The sequence below is a fragment of the Kitasatospora sp. MMS16-BH015 genome, from assembly GCF_002943525.1.
In the GTDB taxonomy this organism is placed as follows: Bacteria; Actinomycetota; Actinomycetes; order Streptomycetales; family Streptomycetaceae; genus Kitasatospora.
The window spans coordinates 7,609,444-7,624,201 of record NZ_CP025394.1 but is presented as its reverse complement, the minus strand read 5'-3'; the positions used below and the strand labels follow the sequence as shown (position 1 = coordinate 7,624,201).

Genomic DNA, 14,758 nt, shown 5'->3' with positions numbered 1-14,758 from the left:
CTGTCGGAGAGGAATTTACAGTGGTTCAAAAACCGGTCACCACCCGTGACAGGAAACGGTCGTTGCCACTGATGCACCATCAACTCCCGCCGCTTGAACCGCGATCGGCGACCCACAACGTGACAGGCCCGCCCCCTTGCCGACGTACGGCGAGGGGGCGGGCCCGTGCTGGGTCTGACCGGTCAGACCTCCGGGTACCGCCGCGGGGTCCAGACCACTTCGGTCCCGTTGTCCCGGGCGACGGCCTGGGTCTGCGAGGAGCCGATCAGCAGCAGGGTGCGCATGTCGACCTCGGCCGGGTCCAGCTCGCCCAGCTTCACGGTGCGGACCCGCTCGGTCGGGCCGCCCACGTCCCGGGCCATCACCACGGGGGTGTCGAACTCCCGGTACTCGAGCAGCAGTTCCTTGGTGAGCCCGACCTGGGTGGTGCGGCTCTTCGAGCCGGGGTTGTAGAGCGCGAGCACCAGATCGGCCTCGGCCGCCGCGCGCAGCCGCTTGGCCACCACCTCCCACGGCTTGAGCCGGTCGGAGAGCGAGACGGTCGCGTAGTCGTGCCCCAGCGGCGCGCCGGCCCGCGAGGCGGCGGCGTGCGCGGCGGTCATCCCGGGCACGATCCGCACCGGCACCGAGCGGTACGGCTCGGCGCAGGCGGCCTCCAGCACGGCGGTGGCCATGGCGAACACGCCCGGGTCACCGGAGGAGACCACCACGACCTTCCGGCCCCGCCGCGCCAGGTCGAGCGCGAACTCGGCCCGCTCGGCCTCCACCTTGTTGTCCGAGCCGTGCCGCAGCTGCCCGGCCCGCACCGGCACCCGGTCCAGGTACGTGGTGTACCCGACCAGGTCGGTGGCCCCGGCCAGCACCCCGCGCGCCTCCGGTGTCAGCCAGAGCGGCCCGGCCGGCCCGGTGCCGACCACCACGACCTCGCCGGCCGTCTCGTCCACCACCGGCGAACTGCCGTCGTACGACTGCCCCTTGGTGTCCAGCTGCGCCACCCGGCTGGGCAGCACGGCCACCGAGAAGTACGGCACGCCCTCCTCGTCCACCTCGGCCAGCGGCGCCGTCCGCTCCCCCGGCATGGTGGCCCGCTCCACGTACTGCGCCTCGGCGAGGCGCCCGGACCGCTCCAGCGCCCGCTTCACGGCGGGGAAGGTGCGGCCCAGCTTCATCACCACGGCGGAGTCGGTCGCGGCCAGCCGCGCCGTCAGCTCCTCCTCCGGCAGGGTGCCCGGAATGATCGTGAGCACCTCCTCGGCCTCCACCAGCGGCTTGCCCAGCCGGGCCGCCGCCGCGCTCACCGAGGTGACCCCGGGCACGACCTCGGTCGGGTACCGGTGCGCGAGCCGCTTGTGCATGTGCTGGTACGAGCCGTAGAACAGCGGGTCGCCCTCGGCGAGCACCACCACGTCCCGCCCGGCGTCCAGGTGCGCCGCGAGCCGGGCCGCGGCCTCCTCGTAGAAGTCGTCCAGCGCCCCCCGGTACCCGCCCGGGTGGTCGGTGGTCTCCACCGTGATCGGGTAGACCAGCTTCTCCTCGATCTGGCCGCCCGTCAGGTAGTGCTCGGCTATCGACCTGGCGATCGAACGGCCGTGCCGCGCACTGTGGTACGCGATCACGTCGGCCTTGGCGATGAGCCCGGCGGCCTTGACGGTCACCAACTCCGGGTCACCCGGCCCGAGGCCGACCCCGTACAGCCGTCCGGTCTGACGTTCCGTCACTCTTCCTCACTCGCAATCGCGTTGATCGCGGCGGCGGCGATCGCACTGCCGCCCCGACGGCCCCGCACCACCAGGTACTCGAGCCCCAGCTCGTTCGCCGCCAGCGCCTCCTTTGACTCGGCGGCCCCGATGAAGCCCACCGGCACCCCGATCACGGCCGCCGGCCGCGGCGCGCCGGCCGCGACCATCTCCAGCAGCCGGAACAGCGAGGTCGGCGCGTTGCCCACCGCCACCACGGCCCCTTCGAGCTTCGGCAGCCACAGCTCCATCGCCGCCGCGCTCCGGGTGTTGCCCATCTCCTTGGCCAGTGCCGGCACCGACGGGTCGGAGAGCGTGCAGACCACCTCGTTGTCGGCCGGCAGCCGCTTGCGGGTCACCCCGCTCGCCACCATCGACACGTCGCAGAGGATCGGCGCCCCGGCGAGCAGCGCGGCCCGCGCATCGGCCACCGCCTTCGCCGAGAACGCGATGTCCCTCACCAGGTCGGTCATTCCGCAGGCGTGGATCATCCGCACGGCGACCCGCGCGACGTCCTCCGGCAGCCCCGCCAGATCGGCCTCGGCCCGGATGGTGGCAAAGGACTGCCGGTAGATCGCGGCGCCGTCCTTCTCGTACTCGATCACTTCGTCCTCCGGGCCTCGGCCACCGCCGCAGCCATCTCTTCTCTCGTCACATCGACAAAACTCGCACCCCCGGCGACCCGGTACCCCTCGGGCCCCGTCGCCAGCACATCCACCCACACCCCCGAGGGGTGCCCGCACCGCCGCTCACACCCCGACCAGTGCACCGGCAGCCCCCCGGCCGCCATCCCGTCCAGCGCCGCAGCGGCATCCCGCCGCACGTCCGCCACCGACTTCCCGCACCCCGGCGCCCCGGTACAGGCACTCGCCCCGGCCCAGGCCGACTCCCCCGAGACCCGCAGCCCGGCCGCCCCCAGCTCAGCCAGCACCTCAGCACCGACCCCAGGCAACACCACCGACCGCCACGGCGTGACCCGCAGCTCCCGCCCCACCGAAGCCATCAACCGCCACTGCGCAACAGTCACCCGCCCGAACGGCAACCCGACGCACAAAGACTCAGTTGCACTACCCAGGGGCGCGGGGAACTGCGCGCTTCCGGCAGAGAGCCTTCCCGCACCCGGCAACAGACCGACCCCCACGGGACGCCCCCCGAACCCCGGTATCGGCTCACGCCCGAGCGCCAGCGAAGACACCTCCCGCACGTGCCAAGCCCCATCGGCCACCCCCAGGAACTCCACCGCCGCCGCAAGAGCAGCCGCGACCTCGCCCCCCGCCGGAACCACCCGCGCCGTCCGAGCCCGCCCGAGCCGCAGCAGGGCCCCGCCCCCGGCCACTGCGATCAACGTCACATCGGCATCGAGGGCAGCCACATCCCCCCGCCCGTCGTCCAACGCGAAGAGGAACTTGCCCGAGAGCCCAGCAGCCACATCCGACGCACAGAGCGCAGCATCCAGCTCCCGCACCCACCCCTGCACGTCGGCGAAACCCAACCCGTCCAGCCCCGCCCCGGGCGAAGCCACGATGTTCCGCACCCGCTCGTGCGTGTCCGAGGGCAGCAGCCCCGCAGCCCGCAACCGCCGCCCCAGCTCCAGCCCCGAATCGGCGGCCAGACCGCGGAGTTGGACGTTCCCCCGGGACGTCGTCTCCAACTGCCCGTCGCCCAGCTCGGCCGCCGCATCCGCCAGTACCAAGGCCTGACGATCCGTCAGCAACCCACCCGGTATCCGTACCCGAGCCAGGTGGCCGTCATCCGCGGCGTGCAGCCGCAACGCACCGGGGCAGGCGTCCGCCGCGCCCCTGCCGGGCAGCTCGGAGCCCGCTTCGCCGGCGGGGGGTCGGGATGACATGGCCGCGAGCATACCCACGATCCGCCCGCCCACCGCTGCCGTGTGGATCACACCCACCCCCGTACGCTCTGTCCCCGTCACGCGACACCCCGTACGATGCCACCGGGCCGCCCTCGCGGGCGCCCACGCCAGCGACGGCGCACAACGGAGGAAACCGGTGCAAGCCCGGTGCGGTCCCGCCACTGTGACCTCGGCTCACCAGCCGGGGAAGTCAGGAACTCCAGCCGTCCACGACTCACCCCACGGGGCGCGGACCCCGAGGAAGGCTCGACCAATGCTGCCCGTGCTTGGGCGCTCCCTTCTGGGGCGTGAAGTTCAGGGGCGCGGGGAACTGCGCGCCCAACCGCCCTCCGTCGTACCCAGTTGCGCGCGCCGTTCCCCGCGCCCCCGCTGTGGTTGCTCTGAGCTGTCCACCCACCCGGCCGGGAGGCCCGCCGCATGATCCTGCTCCTCTCCACCTCCGACACCGACCTGCTGAGCGCCCGCGCCTCGCAGGGCCCGGTCGGCTTCCGCCTCGGCAACCCGGCGCGCCTGAGCCCCGAGCAGCTCCCCGAGCTGCTCGACGGCACCGACCTGGTGGTCGTCCGCCTGCTCGGCGGCCGCCGCGCCTGGCAGGAGGGACTGGACGCCCTGCTGGCGGGTCCGCGCCCGGTGATCGTGCTGACGGGTGAGCAGGCCCCGGACGCCCAGCTGATGGAGCTCTCCACCGTGCCCGCCGGCATCGCCGCCGAGGCGCACGCCTACCTGGCCCACGGCGGCCCGGCCAACCTGGCCGAGCTCGGCGCCTTCCTCTCCGACACCGTGCTGCTCACCGGCCACGGCTTCGCCGCCCCGGCCTCCGCCCCCGAGTGGGGCCCGCTCGACCGTGAGGCGGCCAACGAGGCCGGCCCCAGCGTGGCCGTCCTCTACTACCGCGCCCACCACATGAGCGGCAACACCGCCTTCGTCGAGACGCTCTGCCAGGCCATCGAGGCCCAGGGCGCCCGCCCGAAGCCGCTCTACTGCTCCTCCCTGCGCGGCGCCGCCCCCGAGCTGCTCGCCGAGCTGGCCGACACCGACGCGATCGTCACCACCGTGCTCGCCGCCGGTGGCACCAAGCCGGCCGAGGCCCAGGCCGGCGGCGACGAGGAGGCCTGGGACGCCGGCGCGCTCGCCGCCCTGGACCGCCCGATCCTGCAGGCGCTCTGCCTCACCTGGTCCCGCGAGCAGTGGGAGGGCAGCGACGACGGCCTCTCCCCGCTGGACACCGCGACCCAGATCGCCGTCCCGGAGTTCGACGGTCGTCTGATCACCGTTCCGTTCTCCTTCAAGGAGCTGGACGAGGACGGCCTCACCGTCTACGCCGCCGACCCCGAGCGGGCCGCCCGCGTCGCCGGCATCGCCGTGGCCCACGCCCGCCTGCGCCACACCCCGGCCGCCGAGCGCCGCCTGGCGCTGGTCCTCTCCGCGTACCCGACCAAGCACGCCCGGGTCGGCAACGCCGTCGGCCTGGACACCCCGGCCAGCGCGATCCGCCTGCTCCACCGCCTGCGCGCGGAGGGCATGGACCTCGGCACCGACCTCCCCGGCCTGGACGTCGACCCGGACACCGACTCGGGCCACGAGGGCGACGCCCTCATCCACGCCCTGATCGCGGCCGGCGGCTACGACCAGGACTGGCTGACGGAGGAGCAGCTCGCCCGCAACCCCGTCCGCATCCCGGCGGCCGACTACCGCCGCTGGTACGCCACCCTGCCGGCCGGCCTGCGCGAGCAGGTCGAGGAGCACTGGGGCCCGGCCCCCGGCGAGCTGTACGTGGACCGTTCGCAGAACCCGGACGGCGACATCGTCCTGGCCGGCATCCGCTCCGGGAACCTGCTGGTCCTCATCCAGCCCCCGCGCGGCTTCGGCGAGAACCCGGTCGCGATCTACCACGACCCGGACCTCCCGCCCTCCCACCACTACCTGGCCGCCTACCGCTGGATCGCGGCGGCCCAGGAGGACAACGGCTTCGGCGCCCACGCCGTGATCCACCTCGGCAAGCACGGCAACCTGGAGTGGCTGCCCGGCAAGACCGCCGCCCTCTCCGCCGAGTGCGGGCCGGACGCGGTACTCGGCGACCTCCCCCTCGTCTACCCCTTCCTGGTCAACGACCCGGGCGAGGGCACCCAGGCCAAGCGCCGCGCCCACGCCACCCTGGTCGACCACCTGGTGCCACCGATGGCCCGCGCCGACTCCTACGGCGACATCGCCCGCCTGGAGCAGCTGCTCGACGAGCACTCCAACATCGCGGCGATGGACCCGGCCAAGCTGCCCGCGATCCGCGCCCAGATCTGGACGCTGATCCAGGCCGCCAAGCTCGACCACGACCTGGGCCTGGACGAGCGGCCCGAGGACGACGGCTTCGACGACTTCCTGCTGCACGTCGACGGCTGGCTCTGCGAGATCAAGGACGTGCAGATCCGCGACGGTCTGCACGTGCTCGGCCAGGCCCCGGCCGGCACCGACCGGGTCAACATCGTGCTGGCCATCCTGCGCGCCCGCCAGATCTGGGGCGGCGTCACCGCGCTGCCCGGCCTGCGCGAGGCGCTGGGCCTGGACGAGGCGGCGCTCACCCTAGGCGCCACCGACGCGGCCGAGGCCAAGGCCCGCGAGCTGGTCGAGGCGATGGAGGCCCTGGACTGGGCCCCCGAGGCGGTCGAGAAGGTCGCCGCCGGGCACAACCCGCAGGTCGCGGAGGTGCTCACCTTCGCCGCCACCCAGGTCGTCCCCCGCCTCGCCAGGACCACCGACGAGCTGGACGCGGTACTGCACGCACTGAACGGCGGCTTCGTCCCGGCCGGCCCCTCCGGCTCCCCGCTGCGCGGGCTGGTCAACGTGCTGCCCACCGGCCGCAACTTCTACTCCGTCGACCCGAAGGCCGTGCCCAGCCGCCTCGCCTGGGAGACCGGCCAGGCCCTCGCGGACTCCCTGATCGAGCGCTACCGCGCCGACAACGACGGCGCGTACCCGCCCAGCGTCGGCCTCTCGCTCTGGGGCACCAGCGCGATGCGCACCGCCGGCGACGACATCGCCGAGGCCTTCGCCCTGCTGGGCGTCCGCCCGGTCTGGGACGACGCCTCCCGCCGGGTCACCGGCCTGGAGGCTGTCCCGCTCACCGAGCTTGGCCGCCCCCGGATCGACGTCACGCTGCGCATCTCGGGCTTCTTCCGGGACGCCTTCCCGCACGTGGTGGCCCTGCTGGACGACGCCGTCCGGCTGGCCGCCCGTCAGGAGGAGCCGGACGCGGACAACTTCGTCCGGGCCCACGTCCAGGCCGACCTGGCCGTGCACGGCGACGAGCGCAAGGCCACCGTCCGCGTCTTCGGCTCCCGCCCGGGCACCTACGGCGCCGGCCTGCTCCAGCTGATCGACAGCCGCGACTGGCGCACCGACGCCGACCTGGCCGAGGTCTACTCGCTCTGGGGCGGCTACGCCTACGGCCGCGACCTCGGCGGGCGCCCGGCCCGCGAGGAGATGGAGACGGCGTACAAGCGGATCACCGTGGCGGCCAAGAACACCGACACCCGCGAGCACGACATCGCCGACTCGGACGACTACTTCCAGTACCACGGCGGCATGGTCGCCACCGTCCGCGCGCTCACCGGCAAGGCCCCGGCCGCCTACATCGGCGACTCCACCCGCCCGGAGACCGTCCGCACCCGCACCCTCACCGAGGAGGCGGCCCGGGTCTTCCGCGCCCGGGTGGTCAACCCGCGCTGGATGGAGGCCATGCGCCGCCACGGCTACAAGGGCGCCTTCGAGATGGCCGCGACCGTCGACTACCTCTTCGGCTACGACGCCACCACCGGCGTGGTCGCGGACTGGATGTACGAGAAGCTCACCCAGGAGTACGTGCTCGACCCCACCAACCGCGAGTTCCTCGGCTCGGTCAACCCCTGGGCCCTGCACGGCATCAGCGAGCGCCTGCTGGAGGCCGCCGAGCGCAAGCTCTGGGCCGAGCCGGACCCGGCCCTGCTCGACGCCCTGCGCACCGCCTTCCTCGAGACCGAGGGCGACCTCGAGGGCGACGAAGCCTGACCCCAGCCGTCCCCGAGCCCCGGCCCGCGAGCACCCGCTCGCGGGCCGGGGCTTTTCACGTCTGCGAACCACCGTGCAATTCCGTTGTCGCGCAGCAGGAAATGCGCGCGGAATCACCCCACCCGAACGGATCGCCCGCCCCTCCCGGAGGACTGGTCTAGACCAAGCATGCAAGGGCATCCGGCGCCGCGTCAAGCCCTGCCCTGGCAGCTTCCTGACGTGCCGTCGAGCGGCGATCAGTCCTTGACCGGGCCTCGATCCACCTCGTAGGGTCAGGGCCGATTCAACACAGCACCTCCACATCCAGGAATGAGCGACAGGGTCACCGAAATCGGTCGCCCCCTCGTTTTTGACGATGTCCAGGAAATTCACCGCCGAATGCTTCGAATCAGTCGGGGAGTTCCATCCCCCGAAGATCTCGTGGTGCACCGAGATATCCACGACCGCTTTCTGCGCGGCGAAATCGCCACCGGAGACCGGTGCACGCTCAGAGTGAAGGAACCCCCTTGAGTCCTGTCTTCCTGTCCGGCGCCGTCATGACCCATCCGAGACGAATCGAGGCGGCCCGGGCCCTCGCCGCGGCGGACCCGCAGGGACGCATCCGCGTCGTGGCCGACCCCGATCCCGCCGGCCCGCCGACCGCCCTGCGGGTCGCCGACCCGTCCTGGAGCTGCGTCGCCCCGGAGGCCACCCACCACCTGGTGCTCCAGGACGACGTGCTGCTCGCGGCCGGGTTCTTCGAGCACCTCGAACAGGCCGCCGCGGCCGCCCCGGGCGAGGCGGTGGCCTGCTACGAAGGCTGGGACGGCCGCAACAGCGGAGTCGTCCGGCTCGGGGCGCTGCTCGGCGCCGACTGGGCGTACGCCATCGACGAGCACGTGCCCTCGCTCGCCCTGCTGCTGCCGGCCGAAGCCGCCCGCGGCTACCGGGAGTTCGCCGCCGCCCACGGTGACGGCTGGCCCTACGACGTGGTGATCCAGCGCTACCTGAAGCACCTCGGCATCCCCGTCCGGATCGCCGTCCCCAGCACCGCCGACCACGACGACATGCCCAGCATCGCGGGCAACAGCTCCCACGGCTGGCGCTGCGCCACGTACTTCACCAAGCAAGCCGCCGTCACCGGTCCGGGCGGACCGGGCGGACCGGGCGGACCGGGCGGACCGGGCGGACCGGCCGGCTGCGCGAACTTCTCCGTGGTGCCCTTCTACCAGTACGGCTGGGCCCGCTGCGCCGTCCGCCACGACTCCGGGTGGGAGTACCTGGAGACCGAGCGGTACCTGCGCCGGGCCGGCGTGCTCGACGCCTGCCTGGCGGCCTTCGAAGCGGCGGCGCGGCCCGCCCTGCCCGCCGAGGTGTGCCGCGAGGTCTGGCTCACCGGCTTCGCCACCGGTCTCGTGCTGGCCGGGCTGACCGAACAGGACCCGGCACCGGAGGTCGCCGCCGCCGTGATGGAGTCACTCGGCCCGGGCGGGCTCTGCGAGGAGTACACCCGCGCCGAACTGCTGCCGATGATCCCGCCGATCCGCGACCTCGCCCTGGCCGCCCTGGCGGCGGGCCGAGCCGCCGAGACCACCGGACGGCCCGCTGCACCGGCGACCGTCGCCGTGAGCGGACAGCCCGGCTACGCCACCCAACTCATCGGCCTGCTGGGTGACTTGGGCCTTCCCGCGACCCTGCTCGGCACGCCGGGCCCCACCACCCTGATCCACCTGGGCGATCCACTCACCCGGCCGGTCACCGAAGTCCTGGCCGCTGCCCGGCAGTCGGGCGTCCGCCGGCTGGTCTACGCCGGATCGACCGCCGTCTACCGTGGCGCACCGGACGGCACCAAGGACGGCCCCACCGAACTGCCGCGGGACAGTACAGCGGCAGCCTGGTGGAGCGAGGAACAGGCCTGCCTCGCCTGGGGTCGGGCGCACGACGTCCCCGTCCAGATCCTCCGCTTCGCCGAACTGGTCGGCCCCCACGCTCCGTTGGCGGGCGTCCTCGCCACCTGGATGCACCGGGCCTGGACACGTCTCCCGCTGCCTGTGGCGGAGGCCCCGCGCACCCACCAGCTGACCGACTACCGCGACCAGGCCGGGGCGCTCGCCGCCGCCCTGGCCCATCCGGCCGGCCCGGCGGTGCTCAACGTGGCCTCCGCCACCCGCACCGAGCAGGAACTCGCCGAACTGGTGGCCCAGGTGGCCCGCCGCACCCCCTGGGAGGAGACGGCCGCACCCGCCCCGCACACCCCGCCGGTGTCCACCGCCCGGATCACCGCCGAGCTCGGCTGGACCCCCTCCGCCGACCTCGTCCGGGCCGCCCGCGCCCAGGCCCAGTGGCTGGCCTGCGACACCCACGACACACCCACCAGCCCACTCGGCGGTCCGACACGATGACCGACCGACCAGCCTTGGCCCGCCCCGAGACCACCGTTCACTCCGAGACGACCGTCCACCCCGAAGCGACGCCCCAACCCGAGGCCCAACCCGACTCCCGGCCCGACTCCCGGCCCGAGGCGGCAGGCCTCTTCACCCGCCCCCACGCCGCCACGTCGGCCACCTTCACGGCCGTGATGTTCCTGACCGGCTTCGCGGCGCTGGCCGTCCTGCCGATCCTGCCGACGGCGGCCCGGGAGCTGGACGGCGTGGCGCTCTTCCCCGTGGTGGCGGGGTGCTTCGTCGCCGCGAGCCTGCTCGGCGGCGTGCTCGGCGGGCACTGGGCGGACCGCTCGGGCGCACGCCGACCGCTGGCCGCCGGTATGGTCCTGTCCGTCCTGACGCTGGTGGTCTCCGCCACCAGCGGCTCGATCTGGCAGCTCGCGGCCGGCCGGTTCCTCGACGGCCTGGCGGCCGGGATGGTCGCCGTCTCCGTCACCACCGCGATCGGCCAGGCCTACCCCGAGCAGCTGCGCCCCCGGATGCTCGCCCTGCTGAGCACCAGTTGGATCATCCCCTCGCTCGCGGGCCCGCCGCTGGCCGTGCTGGTCGCCGAGTGCTGGTCGTGGCGGGTCGTCTTCTACGGCCTGGCGGCACTGACCGTGCTCCCGGCCCTCGCCCTCGTCCTGGTCCTCCGCGCCGGCCCGTCGACCGAGCCTCACGCTCCCCGCACGACCGCCTCGCGACCGCCGGTGCTGCTCGCCGCCCTGCTCAGCCTGGGCGCGGCCCTCGGCCAGTACGGCGTCGCGGCCTGGGACGCGCGGCACCTGCCGTTCGCCGCCGCCGGCCTCGGCCTGCTCGCGGTGTTCGCACCCCGGCTGCTGCCTGCGGGCACCTGGCGGGCCCGGCGCGGGCTACCGACGGCGGTGCTGCTGCGCGGGCTCACCGCCGGCACGTACTTCACGGTCGAGGCCCTGGTGCCGCTGATGCTGATCACCGAGCGGCACGTGGCGGCGGCGGTCACCGGCGTCGCGTTCACCGCCTCCGCCGTGGTCTGGTCGGGCGCCTCCTGGGTGCAGGGCAAGCTGCTCCAACACGTCGCCCGGCATCGCCTGGTGGTGGTCGGCGCGGTGATCATGGCCGTCTCGGTCGGCCTCGCGGCCGCCGGTTCGCTGCCCGGGGTGCCCCCGCTCACGGCGGCCGCCGCCATGCCGCTGTCGGCCGTCGGCATGGGCCTGCTCGACCCCTGCGTCACCGTGCTGTCCCTGGCCCACAGCCCGACCGGCCGGCAGGGCTGGGTGACGAGCGTGATGCAGACCACCATGAACCTCGGCCAGGTCGTCCTGCTGGCCTCGGCCTCCGTCGTACTCAACGGCTCTCTCTCATCCGGCAGTTCACAGCTCCCGGGGTACGCCGCCGCCTTCACGCTGCTCCTGCTCCCGATGGCCCTCGTCGCCCTGCTCGCCGGCCGCGCCCGCACCACCTGAGCGCCGCCCACCGCCCGCACCACGCGAGCGTCACCACCCCAGCATCACCACCACCTCAGCGTCATCACCTCTGGAGAGGACCACTGTGCGCACTGATCTGGTCGTCATAGGTCTCGGCTACGTCGGGCTGCCGCTCGCCCGCGAGGCGACCGCCTCCGGGCTGACCGTGGCCGGGCTCGACACGAGCGCCAAGCTCGTCGCGCGCCTCAACTCCGGTGTCTCGCACGTCGACGACATCACCGACGCCGAGGTCGCCGCCATGCGTGCGGCCGGCTTCACCGCGACCACCGACGAGAGCGTGGTCGCCGGCGCCGCCGCCGTCGTGATCTGCGTGCCGACCCCGCTCGCCGAGCACGGCGGGCCGGACCTGGCCATGGTGGAGTCCGCCTGCGCGGCCGTCGGCCGCCACCTGCGGCCTGACACCCTCGTGGTGCTGGAGTCCACCACCTACCCGGGCACCACCGACGAGGTGGTCCGCCCGATCCTGGAGAGGCTCTCGGGCCTGACGGCCGGGGCCGACTTCCACCTGGCCTTCTCTCCCGAGCGCGTCGACCCCGGCAACGAGGTCTACGGCATCCGCAACACCCCCAAGGTGGTCGGCGGCCACACCCCCGGCTGCACGACCGCGGCCGCCGCCTTCTACGGCAAGCTGGTCGACGAGGTCGTCCAGGCCGCCGGCACCCGCGAGGCCGAGATGGCCAAGCTGATCGAGAACACCTACCGGCACGTCAACATCGCGCTGGTCAACGAGATGGCGGTGTTCTGCCACGAGCTGGGTATCGACCTCTGGGACGCGATCTCCGCCGCCGCCACCAAGCCCTTCGGCTATCAAGCCTTCCGCCCCGGCCCGGGCGTCGGCGGCCACTGCATCCCGATCGACCCCAACTACCTGGCCCACAAGGTCCGTACCCTCGGCTACCCGTTCCGGATGGTCGAGCTCGCCCAGGAGATCAACACCCGGATGCCCCGGTACGTGGTCGAGCGGGTGCAGCAGCTGCTCGACCGCACCGGCCGCACGCTCAGCGGCGCCCGGGTGCTGCTCCTGGGCGTCACCTACAAGGCCGACATCGCCGACCAGCGCGAGACCTCGGCCCGCGACGTCGTCCGCCGCCTGCGCGCCCTCGGCGCCGAGGTGGCCTTCCACGACCCGTACGTGCCGGCCTGGGAGGTCGACGGCGCACCGGTCACCGCCGCCACCGCCGAACTGCCCGAGGCGCTGGCCGCCGCCGACATCGCCGTCCTGCTCCAGCGCCACCGCACGTACGACCTCGACCAACTCGCCGACCACGCCCCGCTGTTGCTCGACACCCGCGGCGCACTGACCCCGCAGGCGCACGTCGAACGCCTGTAAGACCGACCGGCCTAACCCGAACTCCCCCTACTTCCAGAGGAGCAACTGACATGTGCGGTATCGCAGGCTGGGTCGACTACTCCCGGGACGTCGCCCGGTACCGGGACATCGCGGAGGCCATGACCGCCACGATGGCCCGGCGCGGCCCGGACGCCGCCGGCACCTGGTACGGGCGGCACGTCGCCCTCGGCCACCGGCGGCTCTCCGTGATCGACCTCGAGGGCGGTTGCCAGCCCATGGCGGCCGACGAGGGCCCCGCGCGACGTGCCGCGCTGACCTACAGCGGCGAGACCTACAACTTCGAGCGGCTTCGCGCCGAACTCGCCACCCTGGGGCACCGCTTCAAGACCCGCAGCGACACCGAGGTGGTGCTGCGCGCCTACCTCCAGTGGGGGCCCGGCTTCGTCACCCGGCTGGAGGGCATCTACGCCTTCGCCATCTGGGACGCCGACCGCGAGGAATTGCTGCTTGTCCGGGACCGGATGGGCGTCAAGCCGCTGTACTACGCGACCACCCCGAACGGCGTGCTGTTCGGCTCGGAGCCGAAGGCGATCCTCGCCCACCCCGACTTCAAGGCCGTGCTCGACGCGGACGGGCTGCGCGACGTGCTCTCGGTCGCCAAGGTCCCGGGCCGGGCCGTCTTCCGGGGCATGCGCGAACTCCCCGGCGGCTGCACGCTGCGCGTCTCCCGGGCCGGCGTGCAGGAGCAGCGCTACTGGCAGCTGCGGGTCGCCGAGCACACCGACTCGCTGGAGCAGACCATCGGCACCGTCCGCGATCTGCTCGAGACCGTGGTCACCGAGCAGATGGTGGCCGACGTGCCGCTCTGCACCCTGCTCTCCGGCGGCCTCGACTCCTCCTCCCTGACCGCGCTCGCCGCCCGCATCTCGACCGCCCGGGGCGGCGACCGGATCCGCTCCTGCTCGGTCAGCGACCCGGACCTCGACGGCACGGGCGGCAGCGCGGCCAACGAGGACCACGTCTACGCCCGCATCCTCGCCGAGCACGTCGGCTCGCTCCACAGCGAGCTGCCGCTCAGGGCGCCCGACCTGCTCGACCCGGCGCTGCGCGCCTCGGTGCTCACCGCCTACGACCTGCCGATCGCCAAGGGCGACGAGCACGCTTCGCTGCACCTGCTGTTCCGCCTGGTCCGCCAGCACTCCACGGTCGCCCTCTCCGGCGAGTGCGGCGACGAGGTGTTCGGCGGCTACCGCTGGCAGCGCGAGCGGGACACGGTGTTCTCCCCCACCTTCCCGTGGGTCCACGAGGGTCGGGCCGCCTACCAGGGCAACGAGGTGGTCTTCGCGCCCGACCTGCTGGCCAAGCTCGACCTGGCTGCGTACGAGCGGGACAGTCACAGCGCCGCCGTCGCGGAGATCTCCGCCCACGAGCACCTCGCCGACCCGGCCGAGGCACGCTACCGCGAGGTCACCTACCTGGCGCTCACCCGGCACGCCCAGGTGCTCTTCGACCGCAAGGACCGGATGAGCATGGCCTGCGGGCTCGAGGTCCGGGTGCCGTTCGCCGACCACCGGCTGGTCGAGTACACCTTCAACGTCCCGTGGGCGATGAAGAGCTTCGACGGCCGCGAGAAGAGCCTGCTGCGGGCCGCCATGCGGGACCTCCTCCCCGAGGCGGTGGCCCAGCGGATCAAGACCCCCTACCCCTCCATCCGCGCCGAGGCCTACGACCGGACGCTCCGCGAGCGGCTGGCCGAGACCGTCCGGGCGGGCGAGAGCCGGCTGGCGCCGTTCTTTTCCGAGCAGCTGAAGCAGGCCGTCGCCCGCGAGGGCGCGGCGGCGCTCGAACAGGGGATGAGCCGGGCGGCCCTGGAGACGACGCTCCAGCTGCACGAGTGGCTGGGCGGCTACGAGGTCGAGGTGGTGCTCTGATCACCGCTGCGCCCCCGTTCCGTC

General features: G+C 73.4%; 8 protein-coding genes and 1 riboswitch. Of the genes, 5 read left to right on the top strand and 3 right to left on the bottom strand.

The annotated features are described in order from the left end of the window. Positions 1-182: 182 nt before the first annotated feature. Genes CFP65_RS32660 through cobG form a run of 3 tightly spaced genes read right to left on the bottom strand, consistent with a single transcriptional unit; the run spans position 183 to position 3,585 of the window. A complete protein-coding gene (locus CFP65_RS32660; RefSeq protein ID WP_104819561.1) occupies positions 183-1,718 on the bottom strand; it encodes a precorrin-2 C(20)-methyltransferase in 1,536 nt (511 codons plus the stop codon). Continuing rightward, entirely contained in the window at positions 1,715-2,341 is a 627-nt protein-coding gene (locus CFP65_RS32655; RefSeq protein WP_104819560.1) for a precorrin-8X methylmutase, read from the bottom strand. Before CFP65_RS32655 ends, CFP65_RS32660 begins: the two co-directional genes overlap by 4 nt. Further along, positions 2,338-3,585 (bottom strand): precorrin-3B synthase, encoded by a 1,248-nt coding sequence (cobG, locus tag CFP65_RS32650; protein WP_254552690.1) that lies wholly within the window; start codon positions 3,583-3,585, stop codon positions 2,338-2,340. Before cobG ends, CFP65_RS32655 begins: the two co-directional genes overlap by 4 nt. 147 nt (positions 3,586-3,732) lie before the next feature. Beyond that, positions 3,733-3,806: riboswitch (cobalamin riboswitch) on the top strand. A 217-nt stretch (positions 3,807-4,023) separates the two neighbouring features. On the opposite strand from cobG, the gene cobN reads away from it, so the two are divergent. The 5 genes from cobN (at position 4,024) to asnB (ending at position 14,734) form a co-directional block, all read left to right on the top strand. Next, on the top strand, positions 4,024-7,644 hold the full coding sequence (gene cobN, locus CFP65_RS32645) for a cobaltochelatase subunit CobN (protein WP_104819558.1): 3,621 nt from the start codon (positions 4,024-4,026) through the stop codon (positions 7,642-7,644). 506 nt (positions 7,645-8,150) lie between these two features. Beyond that, positions 8,151-10,025 (top strand): NAD(P)-dependent oxidoreductase, encoded by a 1,875-nt coding sequence (locus CFP65_RS32640; protein WP_254552689.1) that lies wholly within the window; start codon positions 8,151-8,153, stop codon positions 10,023-10,025. Then, complete coding sequence (locus CFP65_RS32635; protein ID WP_104819556.1) at positions 10,022-11,491, top strand: MFS transporter; 1,470 nt, start codon at positions 10,022-10,024, stop codon at positions 11,489-11,491. The genes CFP65_RS32640 and CFP65_RS32635 overlap by 4 nt, the downstream gene beginning before the upstream one ends. An 85-nt stretch (positions 11,492-11,576) precedes the next feature. Continuing rightward, positions 11,577-12,842 (top strand): nucleotide sugar dehydrogenase, encoded by a 1,266-nt coding sequence (locus CFP65_RS32630; RefSeq protein WP_104819555.1) that lies wholly within the window; start codon positions 11,577-11,579, stop codon positions 12,840-12,842. 50 nt (positions 12,843-12,892) lie between these two features. Then, entirely contained in the window at positions 12,893-14,734 is a 1,842-nt protein-coding gene (gene asnB / locus CFP65_RS32625) for an asparagine synthase (glutamine-hydrolyzing) (RefSeq protein WP_104819554.1), read from the top strand. The last annotated feature ends 24 nt before the right edge of the window (positions 14,735-14,758 follow it).

What these genes read in the sequence shown, in the direction of transcription:
- cobG (WP_254552690.1), bottom strand. Translation starts at nt 3,585, where the DNA reads ATGTCATCCCGACCCCCCGCCGGCGAAGCGGGCTCCGAGCTGCCCGGC.
- cobN (WP_104819558.1), top strand. Translation starts at nt 4,024, where the DNA reads ATGATCCTGCTCCTCTCCACCTCCGACACCGACCTGCTGAGCGCCCGC.
- CFP65_RS32635 (WP_104819556.1), top strand. Translation starts at nt 10,022, where the DNA reads ATGACCGACCGACCAGCCTTGGCCCGCCCCGAGACCACCGTTCACTCC.
- asnB (WP_104819554.1), top strand. Translation starts at nt 12,893, where the DNA reads ATGTGCGGTATCGCAGGCTGGGTCGACTACTCCCGGGACGTCGCCCGG.